This window comes from Cupriavidus basilensis, from assembly GCF_008801925.2.
Lineage (GTDB): Bacteria > Pseudomonadota > Gammaproteobacteria > Burkholderiales > Burkholderiaceae > Cupriavidus > Cupriavidus basilensis.
Window position 1 is genome coordinate 1,427,696 of record NZ_CP062803.1, and the last position, 17,324, is coordinate 1,445,019.

Annotated in this window: 18 protein-coding genes; 10 read left to right on the forward strand and 8 right to left on the reverse strand. The window is 66.2% G+C overall.

Features of this window, described 5'->3' with window-relative positions; genetic code table 11:
* Nucleotides 1-25 precede the first annotated feature (25 nt).
* The 3 genes from F7R26_RS06460 to F7R26_RS06470 all read right to left on the reverse strand — a co-directional run bounded on the left by F7R26_RS06460 (nucleotide 26) and on the right by F7R26_RS06470 (nucleotide 2,154).
* Nucleotides 26-427: a hypothetical protein gene (locus F7R26_RS06460; protein WP_150983860.1), complete on the reverse strand. Its 402-nt coding sequence runs from the start codon at nucleotides 425-427 to the stop codon at nucleotides 26-28.
* A 126-nt stretch (nucleotides 428-553) separates the two neighbouring features.
* On the reverse strand, nucleotides 554-1,582 hold the full coding sequence (hslO, locus tag F7R26_RS06465) for an Hsp33 family molecular chaperone HslO (RefSeq protein WP_150983861.1): 1,029 nt from the start codon (nucleotides 1,580-1,582) through the stop codon (nucleotides 554-556).
* 47 nt (nucleotides 1,583-1,629) lie between these two features.
* Nucleotides 1,630-2,154: a gamma carbonic anhydrase family protein gene (locus tag F7R26_RS06470; RefSeq protein WP_006160208.1), complete on the reverse strand. Its 525-nt coding sequence runs from the start codon at nucleotides 2,152-2,154 to the stop codon at nucleotides 1,630-1,632.
* Nucleotides 2,155-2,285: 131 nt separating this feature from the next.
* Between F7R26_RS06470 and F7R26_RS06475 the strand changes: the two genes are divergently transcribed.
* Nucleotides 2,286-3,206, forward strand: a complete 921-nt coding sequence (locus tag F7R26_RS06475) for a ferritin-like domain-containing protein (RefSeq protein WP_241754439.1) — start codon at nucleotides 2,286-2,288, stop codon at nucleotides 3,204-3,206.
* On the opposite strand, the gene F7R26_RS06480 is transcribed toward F7R26_RS06475, so the two are convergent.
* Nucleotides 3,179-3,535 carry a hypothetical protein gene (locus tag F7R26_RS06480; protein WP_150983862.1) on the reverse strand — a complete coding sequence of 119 codons (357 nt, stop codon included), beginning with the start codon at nucleotides 3,533-3,535 and terminating at the stop codon, nucleotides 3,179-3,181. The genes F7R26_RS06475 and F7R26_RS06480 overlap by 28 nt on opposite strands.
* A 554-nt stretch (nucleotides 3,536-4,089) precedes the next feature.
* Complete coding sequence (locus F7R26_RS06485) at nucleotides 4,090-5,823, reverse strand: acyl-CoA synthetase (RefSeq protein ID WP_150983863.1); 1,734 nt, start codon at nucleotides 5,821-5,823, stop codon at nucleotides 4,090-4,092.
* A gap of 150 nt (nucleotides 5,824-5,973) precedes the next feature.
* On the opposite strand from F7R26_RS06485, the gene F7R26_RS06490 reads away from it, so the two are divergent.
* Nucleotides 5,974-6,867 (forward strand): alpha/beta fold hydrolase, encoded by an 894-nt coding sequence (locus F7R26_RS06490; protein ID WP_150983864.1) that lies wholly within the window; start codon nucleotides 5,974-5,976, stop codon nucleotides 6,865-6,867.
* A gap of 27 nt (nucleotides 6,868-6,894) precedes the next feature.
* Here the strand turns inward: F7R26_RS06490 and F7R26_RS06495 are convergent, their stop codons facing one another.
* Nucleotides 6,895-8,007 carry an NAD(P)/FAD-dependent oxidoreductase gene (locus F7R26_RS06495; RefSeq protein ID WP_241754440.1) on the reverse strand — a complete coding sequence of 371 codons (1,113 nt, stop codon included), beginning with the start codon at nucleotides 8,005-8,007 and terminating at the stop codon, nucleotides 6,895-6,897.
* Between the two features lie 214 nt (nucleotides 8,008-8,221).
* Here F7R26_RS06495 and F7R26_RS06500 point away from each other — a divergent pair, with 214 nt between their 5' ends.
* The 8 genes from F7R26_RS06500 (at nucleotide 8,222) to F7R26_RS06535 (ending at nucleotide 15,582) form a co-directional block, all read left to right on the forward strand.
* Complete coding sequence (locus F7R26_RS06500) at nucleotides 8,222-9,067, forward strand: 3',5'-nucleoside bisphosphate phosphatase (RefSeq protein ID WP_150983865.1); 846 nt, start codon at nucleotides 8,222-8,224, stop codon at nucleotides 9,065-9,067.
* Between the two features lie 141 nt (nucleotides 9,068-9,208).
* Nucleotides 9,209-9,832: an L-threonylcarbamoyladenylate synthase gene (locus tag F7R26_RS06505; protein ID WP_150983866.1), complete on the forward strand. Its 624-nt coding sequence runs from the start codon at nucleotides 9,209-9,211 to the stop codon at nucleotides 9,830-9,832.
* Nucleotides 9,833-9,880: 48 nt separating this feature from the next.
* Entirely contained in the window at nucleotides 9,881-10,546 is a 666-nt protein-coding gene (locus F7R26_RS06510) for a site-2 protease family protein (protein ID WP_150983867.1), read from the forward strand.
* Nucleotides 10,547-10,629: 83 nt separating this feature from the next.
* Nucleotides 10,630-11,832, forward strand: a complete 1,203-nt coding sequence (locus F7R26_RS06515; protein WP_150983868.1) for a tryptophan--tRNA ligase — start codon at nucleotides 10,630-10,632, stop codon at nucleotides 11,830-11,832.
* On the forward strand, nucleotides 11,829-12,425 hold the full coding sequence (locus F7R26_RS06520) for a class I SAM-dependent methyltransferase (RefSeq protein WP_150983869.1): 597 nt from the start codon (nucleotides 11,829-11,831) through the stop codon (nucleotides 12,423-12,425). Before F7R26_RS06515 ends, F7R26_RS06520 begins: the two co-directional genes overlap by 4 nt.
* A 150-nt stretch (nucleotides 12,426-12,575) precedes the next feature.
* Nucleotides 12,576-13,460, forward strand: a complete 885-nt coding sequence (dapA, locus tag F7R26_RS06525) for a 4-hydroxy-tetrahydrodipicolinate synthase (protein WP_150983870.1) — start codon at nucleotides 12,576-12,578, stop codon at nucleotides 13,458-13,460.
* Nucleotides 13,461-13,505: 45 nt separating this feature from the next.
* On the forward strand, nucleotides 13,506-14,714 hold the full coding sequence (bamC, locus tag F7R26_RS06530) for an outer membrane protein assembly factor BamC (RefSeq protein WP_150983871.1): 1,209 nt from the start codon (nucleotides 13,506-13,508) through the stop codon (nucleotides 14,712-14,714).
* A 79-nt stretch (nucleotides 14,715-14,793) separates the two neighbouring features.
* Nucleotides 14,794-15,582 (forward strand): MBL fold metallo-hydrolase, encoded by a 789-nt coding sequence (locus tag F7R26_RS06535; RefSeq protein WP_150983872.1) that lies wholly within the window; start codon nucleotides 14,794-14,796, stop codon nucleotides 15,580-15,582.
* Nucleotides 15,583-15,680: 98 nt separating this feature from the next.
* Here the strand turns inward: F7R26_RS06535 and F7R26_RS40835 are convergent, their stop codons facing one another.
* Complete coding sequence (locus F7R26_RS40835) at nucleotides 15,681-15,914, reverse strand: hypothetical protein (protein ID WP_082054812.1); 234 nt, start codon at nucleotides 15,912-15,914, stop codon at nucleotides 15,681-15,683.
* Nucleotides 15,915-16,113: 199 nt separating this feature from the next.
* Nucleotides 16,114-17,322 carry a cupin domain-containing protein gene (locus tag F7R26_RS06545; protein ID WP_193692135.1) on the reverse strand — a complete coding sequence of 403 codons (1,209 nt, stop codon included), beginning with the start codon at nucleotides 17,320-17,322 and terminating at the stop codon, nucleotides 16,114-16,116.
* Between the last annotated feature and the right edge of the window lie 2 nt (nucleotides 17,323-17,324).

Consider the following 17,324-nt stretch of genomic DNA (forward strand, 5'->3'; position numbering starts at 1 on the left):
GCTGCCTATCGCTGCTTACCGCTGCTCACCACCAGTACGGATAGCCACCGTAGCCCCAGCCCCGGTATCCCGGGCTGCTGAATCCGACTCCGCCGCCCCAGTGCCCACCGCCCCAGCCGCCGTAGTACAGGTTCCAGCTAGGCGAGGGATACGCATAGTAGCTTGCCGCCCGCGCCATGGCTTCCGCCTGCTGCTGGCGGGCAATCGCGGCATCCTGCTCGCGCAGTACCTGGCGGTTCAGCTCGCCGATCTTCTGGATGTCTTCCGCGGTGACGGGCGGCGGCGGCACGCCGTTGGGCGCCAGGCGGGCAGTCGGCGGCGAGCCGTTGAGGTCGCGCGGCAACTGGGCGCAGCCGCCGCAGGCCAGCACGACGCCGAGCAGCACGGCGCTGATCGTGGCGCACGGGTGAGAGGACAAAGCGGACATGATGACTCCCTGATTCTGGTGGGGCGCTGACGCTTGGACCCCGGCGCGGGGCAGAAAGGTTCCTGCCGTCGCGCTTCCCATCATGGCTCGCACCGTCGTTCGCATTGCTGTCCCGCGCGCTGCCGCTCAGTGCTGCTGGCCCGCGCCGTCGCCGGCGCCGGTAGCCACGGGGACCGGCGTGAACAGCTGCGCGCAATCGACCGGGTCGAAGTGGTACTGCTGGCCGCAGAAATCGCATTGGATTTCCACTTCGCCGCGTTCCACCAGGATGTCTTCAATCTCCACGCGGCCCAGGTTCTGCAGCATGCCCGCCACCTTGGCGCGCGAGCACGAGCATTGGAAATGGGGCGTCAGCGGCTCGAACACGCGCAGGCCGGTGGCTTCCAGGTCTTCCCAGAACAGGCGGCGCAGCAAGGTGTCCGGCGTCTCGGCCAGCAGTTCGGCGTCCTTCAGCGTGGCGCCGAGCTGGCAGGCACGGTCCCAGGTGTCGAGGTCCTGCGCGCGGGCGGTGTCCGCCAGCGGCGCGCCGGTTTCGCCCACTTGCGCGGGCTCACGCTCGGCGTGTCCTTCCAGCGTGCCGCCGTAGGAGGGCAGCTTTTGCAGCAGCATGCCTGCGGCGACCTTGTCGTCGGCGGCCAGCCATAGCCGCGTGTCGAGCTGCTCGGACGTCTGCATATAGTGCTCGAGCACGGCGGTCATGGATGTCATCGGGCCATGCTCGTCGGCCAGCGGCACGATGCTCTGGTATGGCTGCTGCCCGGGCAGCTTGTCCTGCGGGTCCAGCGTGATGGCAAAGCGGCCGCGGCCGCTGACGTTGACGAGATCCGCCAGCGTGGCGTCGTCGGCCAGCGTCGCGCCTTCGGCCAGCTTGGCCGTTGCTCGCATCGACAGGTCGGACAGGCACTCCACCACCAGCATGCGCACCGGGCCATCGCCGTGCACTTGCATCACCAGCGCGCCGTTGAACTTCAGGTTGGCCGAAAGCAGGGCGGCGGCCGACATCATTTCACCCAGCAGCCGGCGCACCGGGGTGGGGTAATGATTGCGGCGCAGCACTTCTTGCCAGGTGGCCTGCATGCGTACCAGCTCGCCGCGCACGGGGGCCGCGTCGAACAGGAATTTCTGCAGGGTGTCAGGGGTGGTGGTGTCAGTCACGATGATCCGTCGGTAATTCGGAGCCGCTGGCGCGGCGCCTTGGTCGCTTAGTCGATGCGTTTGAGTTGTGTCTTGTACATGGCCTGGCGGGTGGCGTAGGTCTCGGCATTGCGATACAGGTTGGCCACGTCCTGCTCGGTGAGCTCTCGCACCACCTTTGCCGGCGCGCCGAGGATCAGCGAGCGGTCCGGGAACACCTTGCCTTCGGTGACCACGGCGCCGGCGCCGACAAGGCACTCCTTGCCGATCACCGCACGGTTCAGGATCACCGCCTGGATGCCGATCAGCGAGCCCTCGCCCACGGTGCAGCCGTGCAGCATGGCCTGGTGGCCGATCGAGACCTTGTCGCCGATGGTCAGCGGGCAGCCGGGGTCGGTGTGGAGCACGGTGCCTTCCTGCACGTTGCTGGACTCGCCAACCACGATCGGCTCGTTGTCGCCTCGGATCACCACGCCTGGCCACACGCTGGCACGTGCCTTGAGCGTCACGTTACCGATGATGGTGGCTTCCGGCGCCACGTAGGCATCCGGATCGATGGTGGGGGCTACGTCGCCGAGCTGGTAAAGCGCCATGAGGTCTCCTGCACAAGTTCGTATGGGTATATGGGGTTTGCCGCCGGGCTTTAAAGGGTCGTGGGCGGGCCTGCGGGCATAGGATGCCAACTGCCGGGCCCTACAATGGCGGCAAACCGGATTTTACGCTTATGCCAGCAAACCTACCCGATGCCGCGTCTCCTGGCGCCCCTGACCCCGATCGCGGTGCCGCGCCCGGCGCTTTATCCGGCGTGGCGGCGCCGTCCCTGCGCCGCCAGGCGCTTGCCATCCTGTGCCTGAGCGACGCGCACGAGAAGGCCGCGGCCACGCGCCGGATGCGGCTGGCGGCCGAAGCCATGGCGCCGGAGGCCTTGGGCATCGGCGAGGCGATCGCGGCCGAACTGCCGCTGCCCGGCCGGCCGCCGCTGCCCGAACTGGTGGCGCCGCAGCGGGTGGAGCGGCGGCGGTCCATCCATACGCCCGCCGGCCGCGCGGCGCTGATCCACGCGCTCGCGCATATCGAGTTCAACGCGATCAACCTGGCGCTGGATGCCATCTGGCGATTCGACGCGATGCCGGTAGCCTTCTACCTGGACTGGCTGCGCGTGGCCGACGAGGAGGCGCTGCATTTCAGCCTGCTCGCGCAGCACCTGGCCACGCTGGATGCGCGCTACGGCGATTTTCCGGCGCACAACAGCCTGTGGGAGATGGCGGACAAGACCGCCGGCGATGTGCTGGCGCGCATGGCGCTGGTGCCGCGCACGCTGGAGGCGCGCGGGCTGGATGCCTCGCCGCCGGTGCGCGCCAAGCTCGCGGCCGCGGGCGATCATGAGGCCGCTGCCATCATCGACATCATCCTGCGCGACGAGGTGGGTCACGTAGCCATCGGCAACCGCTGGTACCGCTGGCTATGCGCCTGCCGTGGCCTGGACCCCGTCGCCACCTACGCCGAGCTGGCCGCGCGCTACCAGGCACCGCGCCTGCGGCCGCCCTTCAACCTGGCGGCGCGCCGCGCGGCGGGTTTCGACGAGGATGAGCTGGCGTGGCTCGAGGGACAGGCCGCTCAGTTGTATTCCGTCACTACGACATAGCCCTGCTTGTTGCCGCCACCGGGGCCTGCCGTGAATTGCACGGGCACGACAAAGGCGCGCGCGGTCGCCAGCTGGACGGCCCGGCCAGGCAGCAGCGGCAGGGAGGCAGACTCCGCGGAATGGGCGCCGTTCGCCGGGCAACTGATCGAGGCGGTCCCGCTCGTGCTGATTTGCGTATTGCAGGGGGGCGCGACGATGGCCCCCCGGAAGTAGATCACGCCATCCGCGGCCCACGCGGATACCGAAAGCAAAGCACTCGCCAGGGCCAACGGCAGCCGGAGCGCGAAGCGGTGGGAGGCGGCGCGGCCGGTGCTTGCAAACGTGCTCATCGTGATCTCCTGTTCGTCATTAACTTGAAGCACATTGGGAAATTTCTGCGTGCTCGTTGGGAACTTTATTTCCCGAGATTGGGAAATACAATCAAGATAAACCGAGTTTTCCCAACCCTTTTTTTGCACTAATCTGTTAGGTCAGGTTGCGGAATTCACCGCTATCCAGCGTATTGATGCTACTCAGGGGTATAGGAATTGCCCTTGTTAAAAGGGCGAAAATGGAATGGTTCCGATTGGCATTTATACGAATAATCTTATAAATTCTTCGGAAAAAATGAGCTGGCATGGATGCCCCCTCCGCGACTGGAACGTGTGGTCTGATCTGCCGAATGCGATGCGCCATGGCGATGCGCTCCGCATGTCCTTGCTAACGTCAGATTCGGCGAAAACTTGACTGCCGGGAGGGCGGCGCATATCGATGCGCGCGTTCGCTTGTCGGTCGCGCGGCAGGTTGTGCCGGCCGGACGCTGGGAGGCGGGGCTTGGGGGGCGGGTTTGAGTGCCAGGGGCAGGGGCGGGCGAGAGCCTTGCGGCCGCGCCCGCCTGCCAGTGCTACGGGTGCGCTGGCGCAGCGCGCCGGGCTTCGATCTCGCGCAGCACGCGCCGCTGGATCTTGCCGGTGGTGGTCATCGGCAACTGCGCGATGAACTCGATGGCCTTGGGATACTCGTAGGGTGCAAGCTGGCCGCGCACATGCTGCTGCAGCTCGGCGACCAGCGCGGCGTCGGCCTGCGCCGAACGCACGATCGATGGCACCAGCACGATGAACGCCTTGACCACCGCGCCGCGCTCCGGGTCCGGCGAGGGCACCACCGCGCAATTCGACACGGCGGGATGCTTGAGCAGGCAATTCTCGATCTCGCTCGGGCCAATGCGGTAGCCGGAGGATTTGAAGACATCATCGGCGCGCCCCTGGTACCAAAGGTAGCCGTCTTCGTCGATGCGCGCCAGGTCGCCCGTGCGGCACCAGCGCAGGCCGTCGTGCTCCAGGTACTTGCCGGCGGTGGCCTCCTCATTGCGCCAGTAGCCAAGGAAGAACACGGGGTCGGGATGGCCGTGGACGTCGGTGCTGCACACGGCCACCTCGCCGTCCTCGCCCACCGCGCAGGGCCTGCCTTCATCGTCGACCACGGCGATGCGGTGGCCAGGATAGGGCCTGCCCATGGAGCCCGGGCGCGCCGGCCAGCCTAGCTGGCCATCGTTGTTCTGCGCGGTGCAGTTGCCCACGATGTAGTTGATCTCGGTCTGGCCGAACATTTCGTTGACGACCACGCCGAGCGCGTCGCGGCACCAGGCGAACACGGTTTCCCCCACGGCTTCGCCCGCGCTCATCAGCGCGCGCAGGTGCAACTGGTAGTGCTCGCTCGGCGCGGGGCAGGTTTTCATCATCTGCTTGAGCGCGGTGGGAAACAGGAAGGTATTGGTGACGCGATAGCGCGCCATCAGCTCGAAGGCGGTTTGCGCGGAGAACCTGCCCTGGTAGCCTACGATGGTCTTGCCGAAATACAGCGTGGGCATCAGCGCATCCCACAGCCCGCCGGTCCAGGCCCAGTCCGCCGGGCTCCAGAACACGTCGTCGGCTTGGGGAAACCAGTTTTGCGAACAGACGAAGCCGGGTAGGTTGCCTATCAGCGCGCGGTGCGGGATCAGGGCGCCCTTGGGCGGGCCGGTGGTGCCGCTGGTGTAGATCAGCACCGCCGCCTCGTCGGCCTTGGTCACGACCGCGGTGAACGTCGGCAACTCGGCGGCCAGCAGCGCATCCCAGTCGTGCTCCGCGCGGCCCACGGCGGCACCGACGCCGATCACCGTGGCCAGTGCCGGGCACTCCGCGCGCGCTGCCAGCACGTTGTCGATCGAGGATTCGTCGGCAATCGCCAGGCACGCCTCGCTGTGCTGGAGGCGGTACGCCAGGGCTTCCGGGCCGAACAGCATCGACAACGGCATGGCGATGGCGCCGAGCTGGTAGATCGCCATATGCGCAATCACCGTCTCGATGCGCTGCGGCATGACGATGCTCACGCGGTCGCCCCGCGTCACACCCAGCGTGCGCAGCGCCCGGGAGAGGCGATCGGCCTCGGCCTGGATGAAGGCATAGCTGTAGCTGGCGCGGCGCCCGTCTTCGTGCTCGGTGTGGACCGCGATGCGATCCATCGTGGCCGGGTCGCGCGCCCAGCGCGCGCAGCACGCGTCGGCCAGGTTGAAAAACTCGGGCACATGCCAGTGGAATTGCGAATGTAGCGCGGGATAGTCGTCGCGCCGGCTGGCTGGCAGGGCGGGTGCGGCCATGCTGGGTCTCCTGGGTTGCGTCCGGGATGCGGGCCGGGCCGGCTTGCCGCTATAATCCGCAAACGAACGATCGTTCTATTTTTTGGCTTCCCCGTTGCCGCGGGTGAAAGCGTCCGCCACGATCAGGGAAAAGGCCCCCGGGGAGACACCATGACAATAAGAGAAACCTCGCGCTCGGAATTTATCACGTTGCGCGGCCTCAATATGCACGTGCGCCACTGGGGCGAGCCCGGTGCGCCCACCTTGTTCCTGCTGCATGGCTGGATGGACGTGGCCGCCTCGTTCCAGTTCATGGTGGACGCGCTGGAACGCGATTGGCACGTGATCGCCCCGGACTGGCGTGGCTTTGGCCAGACCGACTGGCCGACGCGCTATCCCGGCACCGAGTCCTACTGGTTTCCCGACTACGTTGCCGATCTCGAGGCCGTGCTCGACCACTACCAGCCGGACGCGCCGGTGAACCTGGTGGGGCACAGCATGGGCGCGAACGTGGCCTGTTTCTACGCCGGCATCCGCCCGGAGCGGGTGCGCCGTGTGGTTGACCTGGAGGGGTTTGGCATGACCGGGACGCGCGCCGAGCAAGCACCCGGGCGCTATGCGCGCTGGCTCGACGAGTTGCGCGAGCGCCAGCCGTTGCGCTCCTATGACAGCGTGGGGGCGGTGGCGGCACGGCTGCAGAAGACCAATCCGCGCCTGCCCGATGACCGCGCCGCCTTCCTGGCCGAGCACTGGTCAGCGCGCAATGCGCAAGGCCGCTGGGAGATCCTGGGCGATGCCGCGCACAAGATGGTCAATCCGGTGCTGTACCGGCTCGACGAGGTGATGGCGATCTGGGCGCAGGCCACCGCGCCGGTGCTGCACGTGGAAGCGCGCAATTCGCAAACGCTCAGCCACATTGCAAAGGACCAGCCGCTGGCGGAGTTCAAGCAGCGCTTCAAGGCGTTTCGCGATTTCCGCGAGGCCATCGTCGATGACGCCGGCCATATGCTGCATCACGACCAGCCGCGGGTGGTGGCCGGGCTGGTCGAGTCTTTCTGCGTCTGACGCCGTGGGCCGTGCAGGCTGTCGCGCTCAGGCGTGCGTCAGCTTTTCCTTGAGCGTGGCGTTGTTGCTGGTGTGCACATGGACCAGCGCCTTTTCCGGGAAGGCATAGTGATAAGCGCGCCGCAGGGCCAGGGCTGCCTCGTGGAAGCCCGAGAGGATGAGCTTTTGCTTGTTGGGATAGAAGGCGATGTCGCCCGCGGCGAAAATGCCGCGGCGGGACGATTCGTAGGTGGTGGTATCCACCACGATGCGCCCGGCGCGCATGTCGAGGTCCCACTGGGCGATCGGGCCGGGCTCGGAGACGAGGCCGTACAGCGCGACGAGTTCGTCGGCAGGCAGGCTGATCGTGTCTTCCCGGGTACGAATGTCGACCCCGGCCAGGGAGCCACCCTCGGTCTTGAGCGCGCCCAGCATGCCTACCACGAAGTCCATCTCGCCGGCGGCCACGGCCGCGCGCATTTCGGCCACCGTACCGTCGGCCGCGCGAAAACCTTCCCGGCGGTGCAGCAACGTAACGCGCGCCGCGGTCTTGCGCAGCGCCAGCGCCCAGTCCAGCGCGGAATCTCCGCCGCCGGCCACCACCACGCGCTTGCCGGCGAAACGCGCGGTGTCGCGCACAGCGTAGTGCAGGTGGCGGTCTTCCAGCGCCGCGGCCTCGGGCAGCGCCACGCGTTGCGGGGCGAAGGCGCCAGCGCCGGCGCAGATCAGCACCGCGGCCACGTCGAAGCGCTTGCCGGTGTCGGTTGTGACCAGCAGGCGGTGCGGGTGCTCATGGCCGGCTGTGGCGTGAGGTTCGGGCGGGACCTCGGCCAAGCCGTTGGCGCGCTCGTTGAAATGCATGGGAAAGGCGAACGGCGCGCATTGCTCGAGCAGGCGGTCGACCAGGTCCTGCGCCAGGCAGCCCGGCACCGCGGGGATGTCGTAGATCGGCTTTTCCGGGTAGAGCTCGGTGCACTGTCCGCCGGCGCGGTCCAGCACGTCGATGAGCTCGCACTTCAGCCCCAGCACGCCAGCCTGGAAGGCGGCAAACAGGCCGACCGGGCCGGCACCGACGATCAGCACATCGGTGCGGATCACGTCGGCAGGGACGGTTGGGGTGCGGGAATCAGGCGTGGCGCAAGCAGGGGTTCGGGTCGGCATGGCTTGGCGGGCGGCGCGCGTGGCGGCGTCCGGCAGGAGGGTCGTCAGGCCCCAACTATACCGCGCGGGGCCGGCCCCGCCCCCTACGCCAGCGTTGGCGGCAGGGCTATCGGTGCGGATGTGTGGGCCAGCCCACGCGGCGCGCATTGGCACGGTATTAAAGTCGGATTGAAGTTGGATTAACGCGGAATTATCGCGAGAGTAGAATAGACGCATGCAAAATTCACACGCAATCAACGCAGATCTGCATTGCCATTCCACGGTGTCCGACGGCATGTTGTCCCCCGAGGACGTGGCCGCGCGCGCGCATGCCGGCGGCGTGGCGTTCTGGGCGCTGACGGACCATGACGAGGTCAAGGGCCAGGCCAGGGCGCGGGCCGCGGCCGAGGCGCTCGGCATGCGCTACGTGCCCGGGGTGGAGATCTCGGTGACGTGGGCCGGGCAGACCGTGCATATCGTTGGCTTGCAGATCGACCCCGACAGCCAGGTACTGGTCAATGGCCTGGCAGCCACGCGCTCCGGGCGGGCCGCCAGGGCGCAGGACATTGGCGAAGCGCTGGCCGCGATCGGCATCGAGGGCGCCTATGAGGGCGCGCTGCGCCACGTCGGCAATCCCGACCTGATCTCGCGCACCCATTTCGCGCGCTGGCTGGTGGAAGAAGGGCGGTGCAAGACCATCAGCGAAGTGTTTGACGACTACCTCGGCGAAGGTTGCCCGGGCTACGTCGGGCACCGCTGGGCCAAACTGGCCGATGCGGTGGGCTGGATCCAGGCCGCCGGCGGCATTCCGGTGATGGCGCACCCGGGCCGCTACAACTACACGCAACTCCAGCACGATGCGCTGTTTGACGAGTTCAAGCAGCTCGGCGGGGCCGCGGTCGAGGTGGTCACCGGCAGCCATACGCCGGAACAGTACCGCCAATATGCCAATGTCGCGCATCACTATGGCCTGCTGGGCTCGCGCGGCTCGGACTTCCACGGGCCGGGCGAGGGACGGATCGAGCTGGGCTCGCTCCCGCCGCTGCCGTCGTCCGTCACCCCGGTCTGGCATGACTGGTAAGCCGCGCCGGCCAACGGCCGTCCCGCGCCCGGCCCTCCCGAACCCGCCATGCGTTCCCTTCGCTTCTCCCCATCGCAGAACTGGCCAGGCATGCGCGCGGCGTTTGCGCCCATCCCGCGGCCGGTCGCCCCAGGCCCGCACATGTCCCAATACTTCGAGATCCATCCGCTCAACCCGCAATCCCGCCTGATCAAGCAGGCCGCGCAGATCATCGGGCAGGGCGGGCTGATTGCCTTGCCCACCGACTCCAGCTACGCATTGGCCTGCCGGCTCGACGACAAGGCTGCGGTGGAGCGGCTGCGCCGCTTGCGCGGGATCGACGACAAGCACCATCTGACCCTGATGTGCAGCGATTTGTCGGAGCTTGGCAACTTCGCGCGGGTTGACAACCGGCAGTACCGCTGGCTCAAGGGCGCCACGCCCGGGCCCTACGTCTTTATCCTCGAGGCCACCAAGGAAGTGCCGCGCCGGCTCTCGCATCCCGCCCGCAAGACCATTGGCGTGCGGGTGCCCGACCATCCCATTCCGCTGGCGCTGCTGGCCGAAGTGGGTGAGCCGCTGATTTCGGCTACCCTGCAGCTGCCGGGCGACGAAGCCCCGCTCAACGAGCCGGAGGTGATCCGCGCCCGGCTGGAAAAACAGCTGGAACTGGTGATCTGCGGCGGCGCCGCGCCCGCGCAGCCAACCACGGTGATCGACCTGACCGCCGGCGAGCCCGAGCTGGTGCGCCAAGGTCGCGGCGATATCGAGCGTTTTGGACTGTGATTGCCACCGAACAGTCGCTTTGCCGCAGCCCCGGTACAATAGTGACCCATGGATTCCTCTCTGATTCAGACCCTAGCGGTCTACGCCCTGCCGGTCCTGTTTGCCATCACGCTGCATGAAGCCGCGCACGGCTATGTGGCCAAGATGTTTGGCGACAATACCGCCTATTCGATGGGCCGCGTCAGCCTGAACCCGGCGCGCCATATCGATCCCATCGGCACCATCGCGGTGCCGCTGCTGCTCTATTTCATGACCAGCGGGCAGTTTGTCTTCGGCTACGCCAAGCCGGTGCCGGTCGCCTTCGACCACCTGCGCAATCCGCGCTGGCATGGCATGTGGGTGGCGCTGGCTGGCCCGGGCAGCAATGTGCTGCAGGCCTTCCTGTGGGCGCTGGTGGCGGTTGGCCTGGTGGTGGCCAGGGTGCAGGAGCCGTTCTTCACCCAGATGGCGCAGGCCGGCGTGCTGGTCAACCTGGTGATGGCTGCGTTTAACCTGTTCCCCGTGCCGCCGCTCGACGGCGGCCGCGTCCTGACCGCGTTGTTGCCGCAGCGGATCGCGCATGCGGTGTCGCGCATCGAGCCCTATGGCATCTTCGTGGTGCTGGCGCTGGTGGCGGCTGGCGTGATCACCAAAGTGTGGATGCAGCCGGTGATGGGGGCGCTCAGGAGCCTGGTGTTGCTGATGCTGCAGCCCATCCTGGCGCTGGTGCAGTAAGCCGCGGCGCCGGCGCCCATGCTGGCGCAGACCTCGAATACGCGTACCCGTACCTGCACCGATTCCCACAAATACAGATAGACATGTTTCCCGATCGCGTTCTTTCCGGCATGCGGCCTACCGGCGCGCTGCACCTGGGCCACTATCACGGCGTACTCAAGAACTGGGTCCAGCTCCAGGCCGAATATCCCTGTTTCTTCTTCGTGGCAGACTGGCATGCGCTCACCACGCACTATGAATCGCCGGAGGTGATCGGCGAATCCGTGTGGGAGATGCTGATCGACTGGCTCGCCGCCGGTGTCGATCCCGAGCGCGCCACGCTGTTCATCCAGAGCCGCGTGCCCGAGCATGCCGAGCTGTTCCTGCTGCTGTCGATGGGCACGCCGCTGGGCTGGCTGGAGCGGGTGCCGACCTACAAGGACCAGATCGAGAAGCTCAAGGACAAGGATCTCTCCACCTACGGCTTTCTCGGCTATCCGCTGCTGCAGGCCGCCGACATCCTGATCTACCGTGCCGGCCGCGTGCCGGTGGGCGAGGACCAGGTGCCGCACGTGGAGATCACGCGCGAGATCGCGCGCCGCTTCAACTATCTGTACGGGCGCCAGCCGGACTTCGAGGCGCAGGCGCAGGAAAGCGCCAAAAAGCTGGGCGGCAAGCGCACCAAGGCTTATCTGGAGCTGCGCCGCGCCTATCAGGAGCAGGGCAAGGCAGAGGCGCTCGAGGAGGGCGGCGCGCTGGTGGCCCAGTCGCAGAGCCTGGCCGCCGAAGACCGCGAGTTGCTGCTGGGCTACCTCGGCGGCTCGCGCAAGACCATCCTGGTCGAGCCGCAGGCGCTGCTGACCGCGGCGTCGCGCATGCCCGGGCTGGACGGCCAGAAGATGTCGAAGTCCTATGGCAACACCATCCGCATGCGCGAGGACAAGGCGTCGGTGGAGAAGAAGGTACGTACCATGCCGACCGATCCGGCACGCGTGCGCCGCACCGATGCCGGCGACCCGGCGCGGTGCCCGGTGTGGCAACTGCACCAGGTCTATACCGACGCGCCCACCCGCGAGTGGGTCGAGAAGGGCTGCCGCAGCGCTGGCATCGGCTGCATCGAATGCAAGCAGCCGGTGATCGAGGGCATCCTGCGCGAACAGCAGCCCATGCTGGAGCGGGCGCAAAAATACATGGACGATCCCGCGCTGCTGCGCGCCATTGTCGACCACGGCTGCGACCAGGCCAGCCAGGTGGCGCGCGAGACGATGCGCGATGTGCGCGCCGCCATGGGCCTGGGGTACCGGTGAGCACGGCGGCGGGCATCCCCCACGCGCCGCTGGGTGCACCGTCGCCGTGGGTGGCGCGTTGGGCGCATCTGGTGCGCCCGGGCGGCCGCGTGCTCGACCTGGCCTGCGGCAATGGCCGGCATGCCATCTGGCTCGCGCGCCGGGGCCATGCGGTGCTGGGCGTCGATCGCGATGCGACGGCATTGGCCGCGCTGGCGGCTTTGCCCGAAGGCGTCGCCACGCGCGCAGCTGACCTGGAGCAGGGCACGTGGCCGCTGGCGGATGAGCCGGGCTTCGACGCGATCGTGGTCACCAATTACCTGCACAGGCCGCTTTGGGCGCATTTGTTCGCCGCGCTGGCGCCGGGCGGCGTGTTTCTTTACGAAACCTTCGCGGTTGGCAACGAGACCGTGGGCAAGCCTTCGAACCCGGATTTCCTGTTGCAGCCAGGCGAGTTGCTGGATGCCGTGCACGGCATCTTGCGGGTGATTGCTTACGAAGATGGTGTGTTGGAAGTGCCTAAAGCTGCCTTTGTACAGCGTATTTGCGCGATTCGCGAAGATATGGGCAAAACGGGCGGCGGAGCGCCGCCGCGGTATCCTTTGCCGGGCTGAAGTGCGGCCCCGGTTATTTGCGTGCCCGGTCGGCGAGACCTGGGCTTCACGCGTTGAACTGCCTTGGGTTTTCCCCGGTCGAAGGTGCGGTCGGAAGGCCTTGGGTATCCGGTACAATCGCGGTATTCGTTTCTCGAATTCTCAAACGTTATGACACAGATTAACGGCAGCATCGTCGCAATCGTGACGCCGATGCAGGAAGATGGCAGCCTGGATTTCCCCGCGCTGCGCGCCCTGGTCGACTGGCACGTGGCCGAGGGCACCGATGGCATCGTGATCGTCGGCACCACCGGCGAGTCGCCCACGGTGAACGTGGATGAGCATTGCGAGCTGATCCGCGTCGCCGTGGAGCAGGCCGACAAGCGCATCCCGATCATTGCCGGCACCGGCGGCAACTCGACCAAGGAAGCGATCGAGCTGACCGCGTTTGCCAAGCAGGTCGGCGCCGATGCGTCGCTGCAGGTGGTGCCCTACTACAACAAGCCCACCCAGGAAGGCATGTATCGCCATTTCCGCACGATCGCGGAAGCGGTGGAGCTGCCTGTCGTGCTGTACAACGTGCCGGGCCGTACCGTGGCCGACATGCAGAACGACACCATCCTGCGCCTGGCGCAGGTGCCGGGCATCATCGGTGTCAAGGAAGCGACCGGCAATATCGACCGTGCCGCGCAACTGATCAAGGATGCGCCGCAGGGCTTCTCCATCTACAGTGGCGACGATCCCACGGCGATTGCCCTGATGCTGCTGGGCGGCCATGGCAATATCTCCGTCACGGCCAACGTGGCGCCGCGCAAGATGCACGAATTGTGCGTGGCTGCCCTGAAGGGCGACGCGATTACCGCGCGTCGCATCCATATGGAACTGGTTGCGCTGAACAAGGCGATGTTCGTCGAGGCCAACCCGATTCCCGTCAAGTGGGCGCTCCAGCAAATGGGCAGAATGCAGGGTGGCATCCGCCTCCCGCTTACTCCGCTGTCACCGGAATACCACGATGTGGTGCGCAAGGCGCTGTCGGCGGCCGGCCTGCTCGGCTGATCGCACGGTGTTTTGCCGTCATCCCTCAACTAGGATTGCGTGTCAATGAAACTCAAGCTTAACCGCCACGGTGCAACGCAAGTTGGCCGTGCCGCCCTGGTCTTGCCCGTGCTAGTGGCAAGCGCGTTGTCCGGTTGCAGCAGCATCAACGACGCGATGGCGCCCGACAAGATCGACTACAAGTCCGCCGCCAAGCGCACCTCCACGCTGGACGTGCCGCCGGACCTGACCAAGATCGAAGGCGACCGCCGCTACTCCGTGCCGGACCAGAACGGCACGTCCACCTTGTCGACCTACAACCAGTCGAACAAGGTCGTGCAGCAGCAGGTGGGCACCGAGAACGTGCTGCCCTCCACGCAAGGCATCCGCATGGAGCGCGACGGCAACCAGCGCTGGCTGGTGATCAGCAACGGCATGCCGGCGGACAAGCTGTGGCAGTCGATGCGTGAATTCTGGCAGGAGAGCGGTTTCCTGCTGGTGCAGGACTCGCCAGAGACCGGCATCATGGAAACTGACTGGGCCGAGAACCGCGCCAAGATCCCGCAGGATTTCATCCGCAACACGATCGGCAAGGTCTTCGACGGGCTGTACTCGACATCCGAGCGCGACAAGTTCCGTACGCGCCTGGAGCGCTCGCAGAACGGCAACCTGGAAGTCTTCATCAGCCACCGTGGTGCGCAGGAGCAACTGACCGGCCTCGACAAGTCGACCACGACCTGGACGCCGCGCCCCTCCGATCCTGAGCTGGAGGCCGAATTCCTTTCGCGCTTCGCGCAGCGCCTGGGCGTGCAGAAGGAGCAGGCTGACCGCATGGCCAAGAATCCCGCTTCGCCGGCCGCCGCCGCTGCGGGTGCCACTGCCGCAAAGGGTGCAGCGCCTAGCGCCAATGCCAACCTGACCCAGGTCAATGGCAGCCAGGCACTGCAGTTGTCCGAGCCGTTCGACCGTGCCTGGCGCTCGGTCGGCCTGGCGCTGGACCGCGTGAACTTTACGGTGGAAGACCGGGACCGTGCGCAAGGCCTGTACTACGTGCGCTATGTCGACCCGCGCGACACCGTGGACAATCGCGGTTTCTTCTCCAAGCTGTTCACCAAGACCGGCACCGAGGACAGCAAGAAGGCGAAGAAGTATCGCGTGGCACTGAAGGGTGATGGCACCGGCACGATCGTGACGGTGCAGAACGACGCGGGCCAGCCGGAAGGCACCGAAGTCGGCAAACGCATTCTTTCGCTGCTCGACGAGCAACTGCGCTGACCGGCATGCGGGTCACGCAAACCACCCCGCGGCGCCCGGCCGCGAGGTGGCTCGCCGGGCTGCCAGGGGAGGCAGGCGCATGATGCGCTTTGCCTTCCTCGGTAGCGGCAGCGAGGGCAATTCCCTGTTGATCGAGTCGCAAGAGGGCACCACCACGACCAGGGTGTTGCTCGATTGCGGCTTCGGCATTCGCGAAACCGCGCGGCGGCTGGAGCGGCTCGGCGTCACGCCGGATCAGCTCGATGCCGTGCTGGTTACCCACGAGCACGGCGATCATGTCGGCTCGGCCTACGCCTTTGCTTCCCGTCACGACCTGCCGGTACATACCAGCCATGGCACCTGGCTTGCCACCTCGCACATGCGCGGGGCGGACAAGGCCGACGTGCGCGTGTGTGGTGCCGACCATCCGTTGGTGATCGGCAACCTCCACATCCTCCCATACACCGTGCCGCACGATGCGCGTGAGCCGTTGCAGTTCGTGCTAAGTGACGGCGACGCCCGCCTGGGCGTGCTGACCGATGCCGGCATGGAGACGCCTTACGTCACCGCGCGGCTGGCGGGGGTGCATGCCCTGGTGCTGGAATGTAACCACGATCGGGAGATGCTGCGCAATTCCGCCTACCCGTATTCGCTGAAGCAGCGCATTGGCGGCGATTTTGGCCACCTTGCCAATGAAGTGGCGGCCGGTATCCTGGAGCGAGTGGCGCATGCGGGGCTGCAGCGCGTGGTGGCCGCGCACCTGAGCCAGCAGAACAACACCCGGGAGCTGGCCACCCAGGCATTGGCCACGGTGCTGGGCGTGTCCTCAGACGAAATCCTGGTGGCGGACCAGCACGAAGGACTGGGCTGGCAGCCGGTCAGGGCCTGAGGCGGGGCGGACAATCCGCGGGCGAAGCCTGCAGACGTAAAAGCGACAGACGTAAAAAAGCCGACCCGAAGGTCGGCTTTTTTATCGGTCGAGACCGATTACTGCTTAGCAGCCGGAGCCGATGCGTCAGCAGCCGGTGCCGATGCGTCAGCGGCAGCAGCCGGAGCCGATGCGTCAGCAGCGGGAGCAGCAGCCGGAGCCGATGCTTCAGCCGGAGCGGCAGCAGCCGGAGCCGAAGCTTCCGGTGCCGGAGCAGCGGCTTCTTCTTTCTTGCCGCAAGCGGCGAGAGCAACGGCGGCGAGCAGCGATGCGATCAGGAGAGACTTCTTCATTGTTCGTCCTTTAACTTTAATAACAGAAAAACAGGCGATGAATAATTACCGGTAATTATCGCTCTTGAACTGCAAAATAGAGGCTCTCCCGGGTGCCGACAAATGCAGTGGTACACAGTACTAGCCAGCCGGTGATTATATCCGCGTTTTCCCGGCTTGTGTAGCGCTGTCTTTTCCTGTTTTTCGTTGTTACGGATTATTACAGCGAAGCGGGTCCGAATTGCAGCCAGCCCTCCAGCGCCCAGTGATGGAAAGTCTCCATCAGATCCGGCAGATCCGCGCAGGCAGCCACTTCTGCGGCGCTCAGGCAGCGCTGGTCCGCCAGCAGGCGCAGCCAGCGCGCCAGCGCCGAAGGCGGCTCGTAAGCTTCGCCATTGATAAAGAAATGGGTGCGGTCATACAACGCAATCGATCCCGGCGCAAGCACGACGCCGTGAGACAGGGCGAGTTTGTTGTATTTCTTCAGCGTGATTTCGGATATTTCCGCAAACTCCACGCTTGGCTTGGGCTCGGAGAGATGCGTGCCCAGAAACTCCGAGACCATGCTACCCGACCAACGGAGGGCACTCAGTTTCTCGGTCACCGCGCGCACCATCTGGGCCGGCAGTTGAGCCGGATGTGCCGTTGCCGGCTCACCGGCATCCGCGTAGCGCCCGCTCAAATCCTCGTTGTCCTCGACCGTTTCCGATAGCCAGGCCAGGAAGTGCCCCGCCAGTTCGCGGTAGGCCGGTGCGCGAAAACCGATCGAATACGTCATGCACTCGCCGTCGGCCACGCCGTCGTGGGCGTACTGAGGTGGCAGGTAAAGCATATCGCCGGGCTCCAGCACCCATTCTTCCTCGGCCGTGAAGTCCGCCAGGATCTTGAGCGGCAGGTCCGGGACCAGGTCGAGCTTGGTCTGGGACGAGATGCGCCAGCGGCGCCGGCCCGATACTTGCAACAGAAAAACGTCGTAGGAATCGAAGTGCGGGCCCACGCCGCCGCCGTCGGTGGCGTAGCTGACCATCAGGTCGTCCAGGCGCGCATCCGGGACGAAACGGAATTGCCCCAGCAAGTCCGCGGCTGCACTATCGTGGAGGTTAACGCCCTGCACCAGCAGCGACCATTGACGGGCTTTCAGAGAGGGCAGGTTATCGGCGGCGAAGGGACCTTGTTCGAGCTTCCAGCGGTTGCGAAAGTGCGACACCAGGCGCGACTCGACATCGTCACGGTCGGCCAGTTGGAAAAGCGACTCGCGCGATACCGGCGGCACGATTCCCGGTACGGCTTGTCGAATCAGCAGGGGTTTGCGGTGCCAGATATCGCGCATGAAAGCAGCTGGCGTCATGCCACCCAGGAGGGTGAGCGGCGCGTCAGGATCGACGGGGCCGGGGGGCAAGGCCTGCGCGTATAATGCGGAATCGTTCATGG